The following is an 18,796-nucleotide window of genomic DNA, read 5'->3' on the forward strand; positions in this document are numbered from 1 at the left end:
TACCTTTGCATAAATTCAGAATGAAAAAAATCCACCAGAATAATTGGATATAAAAAATTATTAATTATGTCGTTAAATTAATTACGCCTCTTTGCTATTTCATAGGGATATGAATTAAAGAGATAACCGTCGAAATAGGGATCGTCAACATCAGACAATTCCAGTAAACGTAATTTCACATTCTCCAAATGTTGCCACATCGCTTGTTTGGCCGCCGCCGGATCTTTCTTGATCATGGCGGATAAAATGATCTGATGGTCATGCAGCCATTCTTTACGATAATCTTTATCGGTAATTCGAGTGTGCAGTTTCTGCCACATGGGATTATTTTCCCGCCATGCCCAAGATTGTTTAAGCAGTTCAACTAACATGCTGTTATGGGTTGCTTCCGCAATCGCCAGATGGAATTCTCTGTCACCGGATTCATCTTCACCGGAGGCCAAATCTTCGGATTCCTTTTGCAAGGCTCGACGCATATTCGCAATGTTATTTGGTGTCACTTGCATGGCGGCAAATTCGGCAATATTACTTTCCAGCAATTGGCGAGCTTGTAATAACTCAAAAGGTCCCGCTGCGTTAACTGAGCATGAAGAGGAAGTCGGCAGGTGAGGGCGGTTAATAATATAGATCCCGGAACCTTTGCGCACTTCAATAAGGCTTTCTAGTTCGAGCATAATTAATGCTTCACGCACAACGGTTCTGGAAACCTGTAGTAATTCAGCAAGTTCTCGCTCCGGTGGTAAGCGATCCCCGATACGATATTGCTGGTTGGCAATCATCTCTCTTAATGAAATGCCAACTTCTTGGTAAGGACGTTTTGGCTCAAGTAAATGCTTCATGGTGTCACTATTGTTGTCGTGATTATCGATGGTATTGTATGGATAATAGTCAAAAATAGAAATTGGTCAACCAAAAATGCCGCTCAAGGGCGAAGGCCATTTGGCCTTCGCCAATGATTTATCTGACTGCGCGGATGCGCTCTACCATACGGTAAAGCATTGGGTCGCTTTTCTTAATGTCGTCGTACATCGGTTTGACCGCCTCTTCAAACGATTTTTGATCCACATCGACGAACTTAACGCCAATTTTCTCTGCATTCTGGCGCTCTTTCTCCTCTGATTTTTCCCATAATTTCGTCATATATTGAGAAGAGTTAATGGCCGCGGTTATAAGAATTTTTTGCTGTTCTGATGACAGTTTATTTAGCGATTTAGTAGAAATAACAAGGACATCTGGCACCATAGTATGGTTATCCAGCGAGAAGTATCTGGCAACTTCACTGTGACGGCTCAGGCTAAAAGAGGCAATATTATTTTCGGCGGCATCGACCACACCCTGTTGTAGAGCAGTATACAGTTCACCGTAAGCCAGTGGAGTTGGGTTACCGCCTAAATTTTTCACCATTGAGATGGCTGTTGGGCTTGGCTGAACCCGAATTTTCATGCCTTTTAGGTCCTCAGGTGTGCGGATAGGCTTTTTGGCGTAGAAGCTACGAGCGCCCGCTTCATAGTAGGTTATACCAATAAAGCCACGGTTTTTGCTGGATGTCAGAATCTCTTTACCAATCTCGCCGTTTTTAATTTTTTCGTAATGGGCTTTATCGCGAAACAGATAAGGTAAGTTAAAAGCAGAATAAGTGGGCGAAAAAGCTTCCAGTTCTGCGGCATTGGATTTGACTAAATCCAATGCACCATTTTGCATCAGTTCCATCGATTCCCGCTGGTTACCCAATTGTGCGTCTGGATAGATCCGAATACGAACATCACCATTCGTTTTTTGGCGAACTTCATCTGCAAACTGAGTCATTGCCTTGTGCACTGCATGATCGCGGTTATGGTTATGGCTGAGTTTTAATGTTGTTACTGCCATAACTTGTGACGCGCTTAAGGCAAATATCGCACCGATTACAGTAGATAAAATTCGCTTAGAATTGCTCATTGTTCGTTCTCCAATTGTTGTAAATAGGTTACGGGCACAACTGAACTGACGGTCAAACCATAAGCATCACTTCGGATTTCGTCAAAAAGTAAAAGTGATTTGGTTGACCAATATCACAAAATAATCGGGCCAACGGGTGGACCAGTCAGTTTGTGATCCCGCTCACTGGATGTTTTTTTGACCTGGATCTTATAATCCAAGCAACGTAAAGCTTCCTTTACTGATTTTGGTCAGACAGTTTGCCCTATTTGGTCGATCAAATCAGGCACATGTTGAGGCCAATAAGGACAAAGCCCCGTGAAAAACCTTGTGTATTGCCTCAATAAAGGTTTGGCATTTTTTACCGTCAGCCTTTCCGTTTTTTTGGTGTTTTGTGTCACATGGCAGGTGGTTTCCCGCTATGTGTTTGGTACGCCAAGTACGGTAACGGATGAACTCGCTCGTTATCTGTTTATGTGGGTCGCCATGATTGGCGCGGCATATACCACAGGTCAACATCGCCATTTAGCTATCGACCTGTTAACGATGAAACTTAAGGGAATAGGCAAAAATAGTGTGGGTTTGGTGATCCAGGCCGCGATCATGCTGTTTGCTTCGATCGTGCTGGTGTATGGCGGATCGGTACTGGTGATCTCAACCCTTGAAACCGGGCAGATCACGCCCGCGCTGGGATTACCGATGGGATATGTCTATTTATGTCTGCCAATTAGCGGTGTTCTGATGATCTGCTATGTGCTAGTAGACATTGTTGCTCTTATTCGGAATTTTTCAGGTAAAGACGCGGTTATTTCTGAAAATCAATAAAGTCACCAGGCAGAAGGGGATGGGCTTATGGATTGGCAAGTGGTTTTAGCGTTGTTCGGTAGTTTTGCCGTGTTGCTGGCACTGGGTGTACCGGTATCCTTTGCGATTGGTTTGTCATCATTACTGGCAATTATGATGACTTTACCAATGGAAGCGGCGATTACCGTGGTTGCTCAACGTATGGCAGTCGGTGTTGATAACTTCTCTTTGCTCGCTATCCCGTTCTTTATTCTGGCGGGAAATATTATGAATCAAGGGGGAATCGCTGCCCGTCTAATTAATCTGGCGAAAGTCATGGGCGGCCGTTTGCCCGGTTCTCTGGTGCACGTCAATATTATAGCGAATATGTTTTTCGGTGCGATTTCGGGCTCAGCAGTGGCATCGGCTGCGGCGGTCGGCGGAACGATGGCACCAATGCAGAAAAAAGAGGGTTATGAGCCGGAATACTCCGCTGCTGTAAACATTGCTTCCTGTCCTGCCGGTTTGTTGATCCCGCCAAGTAATACTTTGATTGTTTACTCACTGGTTTCTGGTGGCACATCAATTGCCGCACTGTTTTTGGCGGGTTATATTCCCGGTATTTTGATGGGGGCATCTTTGATGATTGTGGCGGCAATCATTGCCAAGCGCCGTGGTTATCCGGTATCACCCAAGCCGACATGGAACGAATTTTTCACCACATTAGTTCGTGCATTGCCTTCTCTGATGCTGGTTGTGGTTATTATGGGAGGGATCATTGCCGGTATTTTTACCGCCACAGAAGCCTCGGCGATTGCTGTGTTGTACAGCTTTATATTGGCAGTATTGATTTATCGTGAAGTCAGTATCACTAAACTACCCAAAATCATTCTGGATTCTGCGGTGACCACTTCCATTGTTTTGTTGCTGATTGGTGCATCAATGGGCATGTCTTGGGCAATGGCGAATGCGGATCTGCCCTATTTAATCGCTGATGCACTCATGGCGTTTTCTGAAAACCCTCTGGTTATTCTGCTGGTCATTAATCTGGTTCTGTTGTTGGTCGGAACCTTTATGGATATGACACCGGCGATTCTGATTTTTACGCCGATTTTCCTGCCAGTAGCGCAGAATATGGGCGTTGATCCGGTACATTTCGGCATCATTATGACCTTCAACCTAGCTATTGGTATTTGTACACCGCCGGTAGGGAGTGCGCTGTTTGTGGGTTGTTCTATCGGTGAGGTCAGCATTAATAAGGTATTGAAACCGTTAGTTCCCATGTATTGCGCTTTGGTTATCGCGTTGATGTTGGTGACCTTCATACCGCAACTGAGCTTGTGGTTGCCTCAGATGTTACTGAATTACTCAGCATTTAAGTAATCCGCGTCATTAAACAGGAATTGTTCTATGATCCGTAATATAGCCAACAGTAAAATTAACCCCGCTATTTCTCTGCCTTCTTATGATCGTCAGAAGTTGGTTGCCCGTATTGTCCATCTGGGATGTGGCGCTTTTCACCGTGCCCATCAGGCGGTTTTTACTCATCATATGTTGGAAAAAACGGGCAGTGATTGGGGAATTTGTGAAGTCAGTTTGTTCTCCGGTCATCGGTTGATTCAGCAACTTAAACAGCAAGATTGCTTGTGCACCATTGCGGAGAAGGGGACAGAACAAACTGAGTTGAAAATTATCGGCTCTATGGTTGATGCTTTACACCCTGAGTTTGTGGGTCAGCAAGGTATTCTGGAAACGATAGCGCAGCCGCAAGTGGCGATTATTTCTCTGACGATTACTGAAAAAGGGTATTGCATCGATGCAGCCAGCGGCAAGCTGGATGTGAATAATGCATTCATTCAACGGGACTTAGCTAACCCAACCGAACCAACATCGGCCATTGGTTATATTGTCGAGGCGCTTCGTCTGCGTTATGAACGTGACTTGCCGCCATTGACGGTGATGTCTTGCGATAATATCAGAGAGAATGGCAACATTGCCCGTGAAGCGGTGGTGGGTTTTGCCCGCTTACGTGATGAAAAGCTGGCGCAATGGATTGAACTGAATGTGACTTTTCCATGCACAATGGTTGACCGTATTGTTCCTGCGGCTACGCCAGAATCGGTGGCGGAGATAGCCGGACAGCTAGGTGTATACGATCCCAGTGCAATCACCTGTGAACCTTTCCGTCAGTGGGTGATTGAGGATAACTTTGCCAATGGCCGCCCAAACTGGGATGTGGCAGGAGCCCAATTCGTTAAAGATGTGATGCCTTTTGAAACCATGAAATTACGGATGCTAAACGGTAGCCACTCATTTTTAGCCTATCTGGGCTATTTAGCGGGATATGCGCATATTGCTGACGCAATGGTGAACCCCGATTACTGGCAAGCCGCTTTGGATCTAATGTTGAAAGAACAAGCGCCAACTTTGACGATGCCGGTAGGAACCGATCTTTTTCAATATGCTCATCTGTTGATTGAACGTTTTAGTAACCCCAACCTTAAGCATCAAACCGGGCAGATAGCAATGGATGGCAGCCAGAAGCTGCCACAACGTATGTTTGATTCTGTCATTTATCATCTGGCAAACGGCAGCGATTACCGCCATTTAGCCTTGGGTATCGCCGGGTGGATGCGTTATGTCAGTGGAAAAGATGAACAAGGCAAATTGATTGATGTGCGTGATCCGCTGGTTGAGCAGTTTAAATCCATTTACCAGCAATATGGGTTATCTGTTGATGTAGTACCCGCGTTGTTGGCGATTTTTGGTAACCCAGTGTTAGCTAATCCGCATTTTGTCCGGGCGGTTACCGCAGCTTATCAATTATTATTGGATTGCGGCGCTCGTCATGCTGTGGCGGCACTCGATTTAGCTGACAGGAAAATGATATGAAAAATTTTATGTGTGACGATTTTCTTCTGAACAATGAAACTGCCCGTCAGCTATATCATGAACATGCCGCAGATATGCCGATTTATGATTATCACTGTCATCTTAATCCGCGTGAAATTGCTGAAAATCGCCGGTTTGATAACCTTGGTCAGATTTGGTTGGAAGGGGATCACTACAAATGGCGGGCTATGCGCTGTGCGGGTATTGATGAATCACTGATTACCGGCAAGCAAACCCGTGATTATGAAAAATATCAGGCATGGGCAGAAACAGTACCGTTGACCTTAGGAAATCCGCTTTATCACTGGACACATCTAGAATTACGTCGTCCATTTGGTATTAGCGGGATATTGTTTGGGCCGCAAACCGCGGATGAAATCTGGCATCAATGTAATGAAAAGCTGGCAACCCCGGCGTTTTCAGCGCGTGGCATCATGCAGCAAATGAATATACGTATGGTTGGAACCACGGATGATCCGGTAGATTCTTTGCAATATCACCGCCAAATCGCGACAGATGAGAGTTTCGATATCGAAGTATTACCAAGCTGGCGTCCTGATCGGGTATTTAAAATCGAGCTGGCGGGTTTCATTGACTATATCAAACAGCTTGAAGCCGTGGCTGATGTATCGATTGCTGCTTTTGCTGATGTGTTGAACGCGTTGGAGCGTCGGCTTGAGCATTTTGCTGCTCATGGCTGCCGGGCTGCTGATCACGGCATAGAAAATTTGCGCTATGCTCCTATTCCTGATGAAACGGTATTAAATGGCATCCTGCAAAAACGGCTGGCAGGGGGCATTCTCTCTGAGCTTGAAATTGCACAGTACACCACGGCGATTCTGGTCTGGCTTGGCCGGCAATATGCCGCCCGTAGTTGGGTGATGCAAATGCATATCGGCGCTATTCGCAACAATAATAGCCGGATGTTCCGCTTACTTGGCGCGGATAGCGGCTTTGATTCCATTGGTGATAACAATATTGCTTGGCCGCTATCTCGCTTGCTGGATAGTATGGATGTGACGGATGAGTTGCCGAAAACGATTCTTTACTGTCTGAATCCACGAGATAACGAAGTGATTGCTACGATGGCCGGTAACTTTCAAGGTGGCGGTATCGCCGGTAAAGTGCAGTTTGGTTCGGGCTGGTGGTTCAATGATCAGAAAGATGGCATGTTGCGTCAGCTTGAACAACTTTCCCAACTTGGGTTGCTGAGTCAATTTGTTGGTATGTTGACCGATTCTCGTAGCTTTCTTTCATACACGCGGCATGAATATTTTCGCCGCATTCTGTGTAATGTGTTAGGGCAATGGGCAGAAAAGGGCGAAATTCCTAACCACAAAGCCATGTTAGGGCAGATAGTTGAGGATATTTGTTTTAATAACGCCCGCCGTTATTTTGCTTTGCCGGGAGAAAATCTATGAAGCAGATTGCACTCCTTGGTGAATGTATGATCGAACTTAATGGTGCCCCTTTTTCGACCATGCATCAGACTTTCGGTGGTGATGTCTTGAACAGTGCGGTTTATTTAGCACGTGCAAGCCGACAGAAGATTGCTGTTCATTTTGTGACTGCGTTGGGCTTGGATTCGCTCAGTGAAGGGATGATCACACGTTGGCAAGACGAGGGTATTCGCACCCATCTGATTTTGCGTGATCCGGTTCGCCAACCGGGACTGTATTTGATTCAACTTGATGGACAGGGAGAGCGCACCTTTCTGTACTGGCGTAATAATTCCGCTGCCCGTTATATGGTGCGCCATCCTGATTTCTCTTCGGTTATGCAAGCATTACAGCAGATGGATGCCATTTATCTCAGTGGTATCAGTTTGGCTATCTTGCCTGTTGATGATCGTGAAAAGCTACTAAACTTGCTGGCTGAGCTGGCTGCTCAAGGAAAAACCATCATTTTCGACAGTAATTATCGTTCGGCATTATGGCAAAGTGTGGAGGAAACCCAAGTTTGTTATCAGAAATTACTCGCCTTTACCTCATTGGCACTGGTGACAGATGACGATGAATGTAAGCTGTGGGGCGATAAATCGGTTACAGCAACCATGATTCGTCTTAAACAAGCAGGCGTTAAAGAAGCCGTGATTAAAGCGGGGGCTGCCGGTTGCTATTATCAGCATTTGGTACAGGATACTCCGATTGAGCTGATCCCAACGGTGCCGGTTGTTAACGTGGCCGATACCACGGCGGCGGGAGACGCCTTTAATGCTGGGTTTCTGGCAGGATTTCTGACGGATTGTCCGATACAACAAGCGGCAATTATGGGGCATTGTCTGGCTGGTACCGTTATTCAGCATAAAGGGGCGATTATTCCAATCAGTGCAACTCAAGCAGTGACTGACAGTTTCTTTTAACAGCGGAGAGAAAATTGATGAAACAGATGATTGAACAGTTACGCCAGTTAAAAATTGTACCTGTGATTGCTGTTGACCGAGCGGAAGATATTATTCCGTTGGGTAAGGCATTGGCTGACAACGGCTTGCCGGTAGCCGAAATTACTTTCCGTTCTACGGCAGCGGCGGAAGCTATTCGTTTGTTGAGAGCAGCTCAGCCGAATATGCTGATTGGTGCAGGTACTGTTCTGAACCGTGATCAGGTGGTTGCTGCAAAACAGGCTGGCGCTGATTTTATGGTTTCGCCGGGTTTTAATCCAAATACGGTCAAAGCCTGTCAGCAATTGAATATTCCTATTATTCCGGGTGTGAATAATCCAAGTGCGATTGAAGGTGCAATGGAATTGGGGCTAAAACTATTGAAATTCTTCCCGGCAGAACCTTCCGGCGGTTTGCCAATGATTAAAGCGATATTGGCACCTTATACTGAATTGCAAATTATGCCGACTGGGGGAGTCGGACCAAATAATATTCGCGATTATCTTGCTGTACCGCGTATTGTGGCGTGTGGTGGTTCATGGATGGTTAGTCAAGCGCTGGTGGAGAGCAGAAATTGGCAGGAAATCGGTCGCCTGACTCGTGAAGCGGTGGATTTGGTGAATACTTAAGGAATAGTGGTTCTTGTCTTGGGATAAAATATTATTCCGACAATAATACCAAAGGGAAAAAAAGGGTTTAGTAAAAATTCTTTCACTTCTGTTTGCCTAATGGAAGCATCAGCGTGTATGGCTCCAACGGTGACTGGACGAAGCCAAGACGCGTATAGAACGTTCGCGCGCTCTCATCAAGTGCGTGGACGATTATAGCTGAAATGCCCACTTGTTCTGCCGTGCTGGCGACACGCTTCCAAGCATCTTGGAGAAGCAATGCCCCGAGCTTCTTCCCCTGATATTCCACATCGACAGCCAGACGGCCAAGAAGCACTACAGGGATAGGATCTGGCATATTGCGTTTAAGCGATGGTGTAGATTCAATATGATTAATTGAACCGGCGCTTAGACAATAATAACCGATAACGTCTTTTGTGCCTTCCTTGCAAATAACAAATGTGCGGCTCGCGCCGAGCTTATTATTTTTTAAAGCCCGGCGTGAAAGCCATTCGTTTAATGTTTCATGCTGGCAATAAAAATCATTTATATTATGTTCAGCCGTTAATATTTCAGGTGTGCTTATTCCCACGGTGCTTTATATCCCATCAGTTTTTTAAAACCTTCATTATCAGAAAGCGGTTGCTCCAGCATCTGCATGAACATATGGTATTTTTCGTCGTTAACGAAAAAGTGGCGCTGATCGAGTATGGCATCTTCGGCTGCGCGGCAGGCAGCGTCCAAGATGAAATCAGTTCGGGTCTTTGAGAGCAGGTTTGCTGCATGGTCAATAAGCTCCCGCTGGAAGGCTTTCGCCCGGATGTTGATCGGGGTTTCTTTAGGTTGTGTTCTCATAAATCACCTGTGTAGCAAATTGGTAGATAGTCATTATAGCAGTTGTATATCTAATAGATATACATTTAGCGTCTCCATTTGAAATCTTATGAAACGTAAGCATGCTGGGTTATCCAAAATATAGTGGCTGGTCTTCTGCTGACTGGCGTCGGCCTAATTTATATGAACGTTAGACACCAGAACAAACTTTGTTAGAATTACTGACAGTGAGCTTGATACCTGAAAATATCTTAATGCGGTTGAAACTTAAGTTTGGGGTTAAATTTGAACAACTAGAAAACCTTGATCGAATGATTTTAGCGACAGTGGCTGTAGAAGGATGGATTAGGTTATGTCCCTCAATTAAATTATGGCTTTAAGAAAAAGGTCGTAACGAGCCATAACATGTTGTTTCCGAAAGTCAGAGCCAGATAGATTATTCTATCTCAGCCTATTGCGGGACACAGCCTAGTACTACAGCCGTACTTACTTTTTTCAACAGAAAAGACACCCATAGAAAAGCTTAATTCATGCGGTTTCTCAGAGTTGTGAGCATCAAGGAAAATGCAACTTTCTAGTATCTACGGCTGTAGTACTAGTACGTTGTTGGGTATGCTCTCGGTGAACTACCTTAACCAGAACAACCATACATTACATGTAATTGGTCGACCTGACTGAACGGTAGTTATATTTGATAAATCCATAATTAATCTACAATAATTAGTGAGCGCAAGGATTTGTTAATTTCTTAATAGACAATTTTGTTATATTTAATTTATATAACTATTAGTTGGCTTCTTTTGCTAAGGACACATACCTGATGATACCGCGCGTGATAAATACGATTGCAATTTACCCATTTTTTCTTTGAATCTGTAGCACGGTAACCAATTCTGCACAGTTAGACGGTATATTTTGCACTCATTAAACGGGGTTAGCTTCTCTATCATAATGCACAGTACAGAATAAAATTCCTAATCAGATGAAAATGATTGGAATGCATACAACTATGATTTTAGCTGAACTTGTACCTACTTGGATCCATGAAAGATACATAATATATCAGAGGGAATGTAACCATGCGTGATTGTCACTGGTACAATAATATTGCGATTTCTATATTTAAAAACAAATAGTTAATTAGATATATAAATAATTTTAATTTTAATGATCAAATGCATTGATAAATTAATTTAATATGATACTATTATTAACACCAGATTAATTTTTAGAAGTATAACTATTTAAAATACTTTTATAAAGTTATAAAAAGGAATTTAAAATTGAGCTCAGAGTTTTGCTTTGTTAAATATGGTTTTGATAAAAATTTAAATAAATTAATAAATGAATTTCAATTTGATGAATTATCTACTGGAACCATACTCTTCCGTAGTACAACAAAGGTATCTAAATTTAAAAGTGAAAGATATACTGCTTTTTTAATTGGTAATATATATAACATATCTACCATCAGATCCATTCTTGGAAAAATAGAAGGAAGATCTAGTGTGCTTAGTGATGTGGAAATTTTATTATTAAGTAGAGATAAATTTGGTAATTCCATTATTTCTATAGCAGAAGGAGATTATTGCCTTTTTATTGAGGATAAAAAGGGAAATATAGAAGTAATAACAGAGTCTAGAGGATTAAATTTAGTAAATTTAGTACAGACAGATTTGATTTGGATTACTAATAGTTTGAAGATTGTTGGTAAGGTAGAGGGAGATAAAGCTTTTGATTTCAAACCTGAAAGCGAAGTTATTAAGAACTCACTAAAACCAGATAATTTTTCACCAATAAGAAATGTGTCCAGATTAAAGCCTGGTACAATAAATAAATTAACATTTGATGAACAGAGATATCTTCATTTGGAAGTTGAATATGTAATATCTCCTGTAGAGGAAAATTCTTTTGATATAAAAGAAAGTGTTCTTCTTGAAATAATTGATTCTGATTTGAGAAACTCTATTTCCCGGTTATCTAAAAATAATGAAACTATAGGTGTTCCACTATCAGGAGGGTTAGATTCGAGTTTAGTTACTGCTTTAGCATCAAAGTATTTTGATAAAGTAAAAACATGGTCTATAGGAACAGAATTAAGCAATGAATTTGAATTTTCTAAAATTGTTTCTGATTATCTTGGTACAGAGCACGAAGTTAAAATTCTTAGTGAAGATGAAGTTATATCAGGTGTAGTAAAAGCTATTTATTATAATGAAATATTTGACGGATTATCTTCTGAGATTCAATCAGGATTATTTAATGTTTATGAATTAGCAAAAGGAAAAGTTAATTCATTGATAACAGGATATGGTTCTGATCTATTATTTGGGGGTATATTAGACCCCGAAAAATCCTATATTGAACCAAATAAAATATTGTCTGAGCAAGTTTATAGAACTAAATGGACAGGAGAATTTTCAACTCATGGAGCAGGAAATTATGGGTTGAATGTTTATCATCCATTTTGGACTAATAATCTTATATCTTTATGTCATAATTTGGATCCATACTTTAAAATAAGAGATAACGAAGTTAAAAATATTTTACGAGAGTATGCAAATAGTATAAATATCCTCCCAAAAGAAATAGTGTGGAGAAAAAAAATAGGTATTCATGAAGGATCATCTGTTAATAAATCTTTTGCAACAATGATAGGAACTGAAGTAAATAACTATCAAGATAAAACAAGGTTTAGTTATTCTATATATAAAGAATTTTTGACAGGAAGATTGTCAATTGAGGAAGCAAATTCAACCAAGTTGTGTGAAATCATAAGAAGGAATTAGATATGGTAATAGAAAGAGATTTTAGCTCAATTAGGGTAATTATTCTTAACCATGAAAATAAGCATAATCCATTTAGTGAAAGTTTAGAAAACTCAATTAAAAAATCTTTAATTAAAGCTGATCAAGATGACAATGTTAAAGCCATTGTTGTTTATGGTGGGGAGAATCGTTCTTTTTCTTCAGGGGGAGATTTCAGTGAAGTTAAAAATCTATCAGGAGAAAGTGTGGAACGTTGGATAGATAGAGTGATTGATCTATATTGTGCTGTTTTAAACGTAAACAAACCAACAGTAGCTGCGGTAGATGGTTATGCTATAGGAATGGGATTTCAATTTTCTTTAATGTTTGACCAAAGAATTGTATCAAGTGAAGCTAAATTTATAATGCCTGAATTAAAACACGGTATTGGTTGTTCTGTAGGTGCAGCTATACTTAGTTTTACACATGGACATAATATAATGAAAAAAATTGTATTTGAATGCGAAGAGATTTCATCAGAAATGTGTATTGAATACAATATTGCAAATCAAGTAATAGATAAAGAAATTCTTTTAGAAACAGCAATAGAACGCGCTAATTTACTAGCAACATATCCGAAAACAGCATACTTAAACACAAAAAAATTTATGAACAAAAAATTCGTTGATATCTTGGAAGATAGCAGAAAAGAATCAAAATTAGTTCATAAAAATTCGTTTGGCTCTAGAGATTCTCAAAAGCATTTTAAAAAAGTACTTGGTGAGAAATATTAATAAGGATAATTAAATGAATAAAAATTTACAATGGTCGCCAATAATGAAGTCAGGTTTTGGTGCTAACATTAGTGCAGATGATTTTTTGAAAGTTTCTGCTGAAGAAATTAAAAATCTTCTAATGAGGCAAGGCTTTGTTGTAGTCAATAAAATAAACCTTAATGCTGATGAATTTCGTGATATATACAGCAAATATGGAACAATAGTTGAATATGCAGATGAAAAAATAGATGTTGGTTTTGGGTATCGTGATACATTAAAACTTGAGGGCGAAAAAGGAAAAGTTGTCACTGGACGTGGACAACTCCCATTTCATGCTGATGGTGGGTTATTGTTATCGCAAGTAGATCAGGTTTTTTTATATGCCGCAGAAATAAAAAACATGAAGTTTCGAGGAGCAACTACTGTTTGTGATCATGTTCTTGCATGCAAAGAAATGCCTAAGCATTTATTACATGTTTTAGAAAATGAAATTTTTGAAGTAAGGGTTCTGGAATATGGCTACTATGTAGATGTATCTCCTGCTGGATGGTTTCAAGTTCCTGTATTTACTGACCTTGGATGGGTGAGAAAAATGCTAATATATTTTCCATTCGATGAGGGACAACCAGCCAGCTGGGAGCCAAGAATTATTGGGTTCACAGATGAAGAAACAAAGAGATTTTTTGCTGAGCTTACTGAATTTATGAAAAATCCCCGCTATTATTATAAGCATTATTGGGAAAGAGGTGATTTAATTATAATGGATAACAGAAGAGTTATTCATGAAAGGGAAGAATTTGATGACGATAATATCGTTCGTCGTCTTTACCGTGGGCAAACTGCTGATATTTAAATTCCTCCCCCTTCATAGAAGGGGAGGTAAAAATAAAGTGACATATGAGTTGTTATAACTATAGAAATTACAAATAATGGCTAATAAAAAATCAAACAATAATAAGGTTTTTAAAGACGAAACATCACTGTATTCTAGATATAGTATATCAACCCTTTTTCTTAAGTTTTTTGTAACTTTATTGTTAACAAATAAAATCACAAAAAAAATTTCTTTATGGATGATGAGATTTATTTTAAATAAAAAAAATAAGTTTTTTATTAGGTTTTTAAATGGGGTTTATTTTGGTGGTGAAAGTATAGATGAAGCAAAGGCTAATGTGATTTTTCTATCAAAAAATAATATTCATAGCATATTAGATTATGCAATTGAAGGGAAAAACGACGAAATTTTCTTTGATAATGCGCTAGAGTCAACATTAAAATTAATTGATCTCGCTAGCAAAGAGTCCAATATACCATATGTTGCCATTAAGCCTTCATCACTAGGAGATATTCATCTTTATGAAGAAAAAATGAGAGGTTGGAATTTTTTTGGAGAAAAAATTAATTCTTGGAGTAGGATATTAGAACGTTATGAAAAAATATTTCATTATGCAGAAATTAAATCAGTTAAAGTTATGATTGATGCAGAGCAATCTTGGATTCAGGCAGCAGTAGACAAGATTGTCATAGATAGCATTATTAAACACAATAAAATATTACCTATTATAACATTAACAATACAATCCTACAAAAAAGAATCCATTGATCTTCTGATGTTACTACATAAAATTGCTATTGATAATAACATTAAAGTTGGTATTAAGATTGTTAGAGGAGCTTATTTAGAAGAAGAGATTAAAAATAAAGAAAAATCAATTGGAACATTTTTTTTAAATAAAGAAGAGACTGATTTAAATTATAATTATTTAGTTGAATACATATCAAAAAGAATTGAGTATTTTTATCCTTTTTTTGCAACTCATAATGAAAATAGTATATCAATCATATTAAATAAGAATGAATTAAAAAATAAATCATTTTGGATTGGACAATTGTACGGGATTGGAGATCATATTTCATCAAAATTAGCTTACAATGGTATTAGGACGTGTAAATATTTGCCATATGGGCCAATTGATAAATCATTGCCATATTTATTAAGAAGGATAAATGAAAATGCAGTGGCTTCAGATACCTTTGTTACAGAAAACAGAAAGATAATGAAAGAGATTATTTTAAGATTAAAAAATACGGGAGATAAAAATGGATGTCTTTAAATTAAAAATTGGAAATGATTCTTTTGATATATCATCGAATGAAACGATTTTGAAATGTGCTTATAAGAATGGAGTTAAATTAAAATATCATTGCGCTTCTGGATATTGTGGCAAATGTCAAGTAAAGCTTATTTCTGGTGAAGTTAATTTAGATCATTCTGGTGGAATATCTAGAGATAAAATATCTTCTGGATATATACTGACTTGCTGCTCATACCCGAAAAGCAACATTGAAATATAGGAAAAAAAATGAAATATATTTATTTGTTTTTATTTATAATAATGTCATCAAAAGCATATTCATTTGATAACATGAAACTCAGCTTTGTTGAAGGCGGTGATTTTTACGTTGGTAGTGTGTTTGGCGCTCAAAATTATGAATCTCATTCTAATGTTACATTAAATTCTTTTTATATCATGAAGAATGAAGTTACTTATTCAGAATATAAAGAGGTATATGAATGGGCTATATTAAATGGTTATGATTTTGATGATGGATGTAATGGGTCACATTATGAAGATTGTCTTCCTCCTGAGCAGGATGAAGGCAGGCATCCTGTGACTAGTATTAAATGGTTAGATACCATTCTTTTTTCAAATGCATTAAGTGAGAAATTAAAACTCACTCCAGTATATTTTCAAAAAGGAAATAAAATTATTAGAAAAAAAGACAAAAACTTAGAGATCTTTATAAATACAAACGCTAATGGCTATCGTTTACCTACCTTAAATGAATGGCATGTTGCAGCAAGGGGCGGAGAACCTGCCTTACGATTAGGAAGATATGGATACTATCACTCTGGAAGCAATGATTCTAAGAAGGTGGCATGGTATCCAGAGTTTAATACAAGTAATTTTGGAACACAGGTTGTAGGTAAATTATCTCCAAACGACTTAGATTTATACGATATGAGTGGAAATGTTTCTGAATGGGTCTATGATAGTTATGAACTTGGTACAGTTAAGTTGTACTATTTTTGTGGTGGAAGTTATCTTTCCCATGCAAACAGCTTATCCAGTTGTGATAACCATAGTTCAGGATATATTATGCCAGATGTTGGATTTAGATTAGTTAGGAGCTATTTAAATGAAAAATAAATTTTACCTTATTTTTATTTTACTTTTCTCGTTTGAGGCATTTTCTCATTGCGGAAATAAGGTAAATCTAAAGGATGGAATCAATCTTATAGATTTGAATGGTGATGGAAAAAAAGATGTAATTTTTTATGCCAAATTTGAAAACAATACATCTCATCCAAGTAACACATTAACTGTTTTTATAAAAAATAAAAATGGGAAATTTAATATAGTTCCACTCCCAAATGATACTGGTTTTACTTGGTTTGATTTTAAATTATCTGCTTCTGAAATAAAAATACAAGATTACGAGCTAGGGGTAAAAAATGGAGTTTATTATATTATTTTTTTTCGCAAAAAAAATAATGATGATGACATATTTGGAGAATACCCAGTAGAATTTATTAAATATGATATAAAATATAACAATGAAGTGCCTGGTATTTCAAATTATTATTGGGATTATACTAAATCCTATCTTACAAAGAAAAAATATAAAAATGTTAGTGATGCCATGACAGAATATAATATGGAGTGTAGTTTATGAAATTTTTTTTATTTTTTTTTTTTGTTTTTTTATCTTTTTTTTGTCATTCAGGAGAAAATGAATCTTTTAGAAAAAAAATACAAAAAAAAATTGACGATAAAATATTATTATGCCTAGGTGAGATTGAATGGCCAGTATCAATTAATGAAGATTCTATATGGGCTAATGCGAACATGGAATCTCTTGTTGATGCTGGATTAGTAAGGTTGGATTTTAAAAGAGGAAAAAATAAATTATGGAATTTAACCAATTTAGGGAAAAAAGAATTTAATAAAAATGGTGATTTTTGTTACGGTAGAATGATGTTAAAAGACATTCTAAATATAAATTACATAAATAAAAAAAGAGGATTTATAGTTTTTAACTACTATGTACACTTATTACCTGAATGGGCTAAGAACAAATCAATAAGGTTTGCATATTCTTATCTAGATAATATTATCACAGGCATTGACAATGAAAAATATCAAATTGAATTTGAAAAATCTGACACTGGGATTATTAAAATAATAAGTGATCCTATTCAACTTGAAATTCTTTACTAATTTTAAGCAATAATAGGGTTCAGAAACAACGGAATAGTACACGCCGTTAAGTAACTATTTAAATTACAGCCTCAATTTTTCAGAAAGATGGTCTGTTGCTTGCGCTGGATCACTCTGTTGATTTTTCTGAGGCATAAATCCGATTTCTAGGTTATGTCCCTCAACTAAATTATGGCCTTAAGAAATAAGCAGATACAACCTAATTTCACCATAGCGTGCTGTCTTTTCATAACGGGTGGCGATGCGACGATGCTCTTTGAGTCGACCAATACATCTTTCTACAACATTTCTTCTTCGATACGTTTCATGGTCGAATTTAACCCGTCCATCTGACCACGCTTTTTCATTTGATTTATAGAGAATTATCACTTTTATTCCCTGACTTTTTAACCGGTTATAAGGGGAGCAATCACTCCCATGCTTCATCAGGAAGGTCGTAATGAGCCATAACATGTTTTTTCCGAAAGTCAGAGCCAGATAGATTATTCTATCTCAGCCTATTGCGGGACACAGCCTAATCATCAGCGGGCCTGTGAGTTAACAACGCTACACTCCCGAGAAGTCACTTTGGCCTTTCCTCGCCTTGAGAATAAAGGATTTTTAGTCTCATCAGGTGAGAAGCGTAATAAGTCTTATACATTGCCGGGTATGTCGTTACCAAGCCCTGAAGAACTTTTCTCTGCTGGAACAATAAATAATATTAATAATAAATTGGACTTACCCCATAAGGAATCTAGCTTGCCTCATTCATATTCAGGTATTCAAATCCACCGAGATGAGTTAGGGCGTCTTGCTCCTTCATCGTTTAGCCTGCCATTTATTGATGACTTAAAGTACATAACATCCGATTTAAGAGAAAAATTGCGAGAAATTGCTAAACCAGCTTATGAAAATCGTCGATTAGATCTAGAACAAATGCAATCGATTATTATGAAACTTTGTCAATCTCACTATATCCGTATTGATGTGTTAGGCATACTACTTAATCGTTCTGCAAAGAATCTCAGACAGCGCCATATAAAACCACTGCTTAATAAGCAGAATCTAATGATGGCATTTCCACAGACACCGAATCATCCCAATCAAGGATATACTGTCAAAGATGTATTACAGAAGGATTGATATTTCTTATGGTAGAACAATAGAGAAGTATTTAATTTATTTATACCCGTTATCTTTCAAGTTGCCTCTTTGTTGGCTGCACTTACTCACCCCGGTTACATAGTTATCTATGCTCCCGGGGATTCGCTCCCTTGCCGTCGCGATGCATCTTGAAATCCATTGGGTATATAGGATAAAACAACCAGCAGAAGATAGAAATAAAGTAGGTCGAGATTCATGACTTTATACTCTGCAATAAGTCGTTACTTGAATAAAATCAGCAGATTCACCGATTTTTATTTCAACATTTACGTCTTTGACTTCATTAATATTATTTATATGTGTGCCTCCGCATGGGATAGTGACCAGGGCGCGAGCATACTTTTTTACCCCCCCCTTGAATGAACCGTAATTATATGATCTCATTCTCCTTATTTTTCTTTTTAATACTCGCCCATGAATCCGAACCAGACCC

Annotated in this window: 19 protein-coding genes and 2 pseudogenes; 15 read left to right on the top strand and 6 right to left on the bottom strand. The window is 38.4% G+C overall.

Annotated elements, in window-relative coordinates:
• Nucleotides 1-77: 77 nt before the first annotated feature.
• Nucleotides 78-839: an FCD domain-containing protein gene (locus tag ACGF49_RS15025; RefSeq protein WP_387491659.1), complete on the bottom strand. Its 762-nt coding sequence runs from the start codon at nucleotides 837-839 to the stop codon at nucleotides 78-80.
• A gap of 118 nt (nucleotides 840-957) precedes the next feature.
• On the bottom strand, nucleotides 958-1,938 hold the full coding sequence (locus ACGF49_RS15030) for a TRAP transporter substrate-binding protein (RefSeq protein WP_387491661.1): 981 nt from the start codon (nucleotides 1,936-1,938) through the stop codon (nucleotides 958-960).
• A 297-nt stretch (nucleotides 1,939-2,235) separates the two neighbouring features.
• On the opposite strand from ACGF49_RS15030, the gene ACGF49_RS15035 reads away from it, so the two are divergent.
• Genes ACGF49_RS15035 through ACGF49_RS15060 form a run of 6 tightly spaced genes read left to right on the top strand, consistent with a single transcriptional unit; the run spans nucleotide 2,236 to nucleotide 8,601 of the window.
• Nucleotides 2,236-2,742, top strand: a complete 507-nt coding sequence (locus tag ACGF49_RS15035) for a TRAP transporter small permease (RefSeq protein WP_011144575.1) — start codon at nucleotides 2,236-2,238, stop codon at nucleotides 2,740-2,742.
• Nucleotides 2,743-2,769: 27 nt separating this feature from the next.
• Nucleotides 2,770-4,083, top strand: coding sequence for a TRAP transporter large permease (locus ACGF49_RS15040; RefSeq protein WP_109791254.1), 1,314 nt, complete (start codon nucleotides 2,770-2,772; stop codon nucleotides 4,081-4,083).
• A 27-nt stretch (nucleotides 4,084-4,110) separates the two neighbouring features.
• On the top strand, nucleotides 4,111-5,592 hold the full coding sequence (locus ACGF49_RS15045; RefSeq protein WP_387491665.1) for a fructuronate reductase: 1,482 nt from the start codon (nucleotides 4,111-4,113) through the stop codon (nucleotides 5,590-5,592).
• Nucleotides 5,589-7,013 carry a glucuronate isomerase gene (uxaC, locus tag ACGF49_RS15050; protein ID WP_387491667.1) on the top strand — a complete coding sequence of 475 codons (1,425 nt, stop codon included), beginning with the start codon at nucleotides 5,589-5,591 and terminating at the stop codon, nucleotides 7,011-7,013. The genes ACGF49_RS15045 and uxaC overlap by 4 nt, the downstream gene beginning before the upstream one ends.
• Complete coding sequence (locus tag ACGF49_RS15055; protein WP_113041231.1) at nucleotides 7,010-7,954, top strand: sugar kinase; 945 nt, start codon at nucleotides 7,010-7,012, stop codon at nucleotides 7,952-7,954. Before uxaC ends, ACGF49_RS15055 begins: the two co-directional genes overlap by 4 nt.
• A 17-nt stretch (nucleotides 7,955-7,971) precedes the next feature.
• Nucleotides 7,972-8,601, top strand: coding sequence for a bifunctional 4-hydroxy-2-oxoglutarate aldolase/2-dehydro-3-deoxy-phosphogluconate aldolase (locus ACGF49_RS15060; protein ID WP_113041230.1), 630 nt, complete (start codon nucleotides 7,972-7,974; stop codon nucleotides 8,599-8,601).
• Between the two features lie 82 nt (nucleotides 8,602-8,683).
• On the opposite strand, the gene ACGF49_RS15065 is transcribed toward ACGF49_RS15060, so the two are convergent.
• Nucleotides 8,684-9,172: a GNAT family N-acetyltransferase gene (locus ACGF49_RS15065; RefSeq protein ID WP_011144581.1), complete on the bottom strand. Its 489-nt coding sequence runs from the start codon at nucleotides 9,170-9,172 to the stop codon at nucleotides 8,684-8,686.
• A complete protein-coding gene (locus ACGF49_RS15070; protein WP_011144582.1) occupies nucleotides 9,163-9,435 on the bottom strand; it encodes a DUF1778 domain-containing protein in 273 nt (90 codons plus the stop codon). The genes ACGF49_RS15065 and ACGF49_RS15070 overlap by 10 nt, the downstream gene beginning before the upstream one ends.
• Nucleotides 9,436-10,697: 1,262 nt before the next feature.
• Here ACGF49_RS15070 and cpmA point away from each other — a divergent pair.
• From cpmA to cpmH, 8 genes are all read left to right on the top strand, one after another.
• A complete protein-coding gene (gene cpmA / locus ACGF49_RS15075) occupies nucleotides 10,698-12,203 on the top strand; it encodes a carbapenam-3-carboxylate synthase (RefSeq protein WP_011144584.1) in 1,506 nt (501 codons plus the stop codon).
• A gap of 2 nt (nucleotides 12,204-12,205) precedes the next feature.
• Nucleotides 12,206-12,955 (top strand): carboxymethylproline synthase, encoded by a 750-nt coding sequence (cpmB, locus tag ACGF49_RS15080; RefSeq protein ID WP_011144585.1) that lies wholly within the window; start codon nucleotides 12,206-12,208, stop codon nucleotides 12,953-12,955.
• 13 nt (nucleotides 12,956-12,968) lie between these two features.
• Nucleotides 12,969-13,790 carry a (5R)-carbapenem-3-carboxylate synthase gene (cpmC, locus tag ACGF49_RS15085; RefSeq protein ID WP_011144586.1) on the top strand — a complete coding sequence of 274 codons (822 nt, stop codon included), beginning with the start codon at nucleotides 12,969-12,971 and terminating at the stop codon, nucleotides 13,788-13,790.
• 76 nt (nucleotides 13,791-13,866) lie between these two features.
• Complete coding sequence (gene cpmD / locus ACGF49_RS15090; RefSeq protein ID WP_011144587.1) at nucleotides 13,867-15,051, top strand: carbapenem biosynthesis protein CpmD; 1,185 nt, start codon at nucleotides 13,867-13,869, stop codon at nucleotides 15,049-15,051.
• Nucleotides 15,038-15,292, top strand: a complete 255-nt coding sequence (gene cpmE, locus ACGF49_RS15095) for a carbapenem biosynthesis protein CpmE (RefSeq protein ID WP_011144588.1) — start codon at nucleotides 15,038-15,040, stop codon at nucleotides 15,290-15,292. The genes cpmD and cpmE overlap by 14 nt, the downstream gene beginning before the upstream one ends.
• An 8-nt stretch (nucleotides 15,293-15,300) precedes the next feature.
• A complete protein-coding gene (cpmF, locus tag ACGF49_RS15100) occupies nucleotides 15,301-16,149 on the top strand; it encodes a carbapenem biosynthesis protein CpmF (RefSeq protein WP_113041229.1) in 849 nt (282 codons plus the stop codon).
• The gene (gene cpmG / locus ACGF49_RS15105; RefSeq protein WP_011144590.1) at nucleotides 16,139-16,675 is read left to right on the top strand and encodes a carbapenem biosynthesis protein CpmG; all 537 of its coding nucleotides are present in this window, start codon (nucleotides 16,139-16,141) and stop codon (nucleotides 16,673-16,675) included. Before cpmF ends, cpmG begins: the two co-directional genes overlap by 11 nt.
• Nucleotides 16,672-17,220 carry a carbapenem biosynthesis protein CpmH gene (cpmH, locus tag ACGF49_RS15110; RefSeq protein WP_387491675.1) on the top strand — a complete coding sequence of 183 codons (549 nt, stop codon included), beginning with the start codon at nucleotides 16,672-16,674 and terminating at the stop codon, nucleotides 17,218-17,220. The genes cpmG and cpmH overlap by 4 nt, the downstream gene beginning before the upstream one ends.
• A 164-nt stretch (nucleotides 17,221-17,384) precedes the next feature.
• On the opposite strand, the pseudogene ACGF49_RS15115 reads toward cpmH, so the two are convergent.
• Nucleotides 17,385-17,526: pseudogene (locus ACGF49_RS15115) on the bottom strand (IS5 family transposase); the annotation flags it as partial.
• A 261-nt stretch (nucleotides 17,527-17,787) separates the two neighbouring features.
• On the opposite strand from ACGF49_RS15115, the gene ACGF49_RS15120 reads away from it, so the two are divergent.
• A complete protein-coding gene (locus tag ACGF49_RS15120; RefSeq protein WP_011144592.1) occupies nucleotides 17,788-18,342 on the top strand; it encodes a hypothetical protein in 555 nt (184 codons plus the stop codon).
• A 222-nt stretch (nucleotides 18,343-18,564) separates the two neighbouring features.
• Here ACGF49_RS15120 and ACGF49_RS15125 read toward each other — a convergent pair.
• Nucleotides 18,565-18,796: pseudogene (locus tag ACGF49_RS15125) on the bottom strand (hypothetical protein); the annotation flags it as partial.

It is taken from the genome of Photorhabdus sp. RM96S (assembly GCF_042879335.1).
Classification (GTDB): Bacteria; Pseudomonadota; Gammaproteobacteria; order Enterobacterales; family Enterobacteriaceae; genus Photorhabdus; species Photorhabdus kayaii.

Bases quoted from the DNA above. Each gene is read 5' to 3' on its own strand.
- ACGF49_RS15025 (WP_387491659.1), bottom strand. From the start codon at position 839: ATGAAGCATTTACTTGAGCCAAAACGTCCTTACCAAGAAGTTGGCATT.
- ACGF49_RS15030 (WP_387491661.1), bottom strand. From the start codon at position 1,938: ATGAGCAATTCTAAGCGAATTTTATCTACTGTAATCGGTGCGATATTT.
- ACGF49_RS15040 (WP_109791254.1), top strand. From the start codon at position 2,770: ATGGATTGGCAAGTGGTTTTAGCGTTGTTCGGTAGTTTTGCCGTGTTG.
- ACGF49_RS15045 (WP_387491665.1), top strand. From the start codon at position 4,111: ATGATCCGTAATATAGCCAACAGTAAAATTAACCCCGCTATTTCTCTG.
- uxaC (WP_387491667.1), top strand. From the start codon at position 5,589: ATGAAAAATTTTATGTGTGACGATTTTCTTCTGAACAATGAAACTGCC.
- ACGF49_RS15055 (WP_113041231.1), top strand. From the start codon at position 7,010: ATGAAGCAGATTGCACTCCTTGGTGAATGTATGATCGAACTTAATGGT.
- ACGF49_RS15060 (WP_113041230.1), top strand. From the start codon at position 7,972: ATGAAACAGATGATTGAACAGTTACGCCAGTTAAAAATTGTACCTGTG.
- ACGF49_RS15070 (WP_011144582.1), bottom strand. From the start codon at position 9,435: ATGAGAACACAACCTAAAGAAACCCCGATCAACATCCGGGCGAAAGCC.
- cpmB (WP_011144585.1), top strand. From the start codon at position 12,206: ATGGTAATAGAAAGAGATTTTAGCTCAATTAGGGTAATTATTCTTAAC.
- cpmC (WP_011144586.1), top strand. From the start codon at position 12,969: ATGAATAAAAATTTACAATGGTCGCCAATAATGAAGTCAGGTTTTGGT.
- cpmD (WP_011144587.1), top strand. From the start codon at position 13,867: ATGGCTAATAAAAAATCAAACAATAATAAGGTTTTTAAAGACGAAACA.
- cpmE (WP_011144588.1), top strand. From the start codon at position 15,038: ATGGATGTCTTTAAATTAAAAATTGGAAATGATTCTTTTGATATATCA.
- cpmF (WP_113041229.1), top strand. From the start codon at position 15,301: ATGAAATATATTTATTTGTTTTTATTTATAATAATGTCATCAAAAGCA.
- cpmG (WP_011144590.1), top strand. From the start codon at position 16,139: ATGAAAAATAAATTTTACCTTATTTTTATTTTACTTTTCTCGTTTGAG.
- cpmH (WP_387491675.1), top strand. From the start codon at position 16,672: ATGAAATTTTTTTTATTTTTTTTTTTTGTTTTTTTATCTTTTTTTTGT.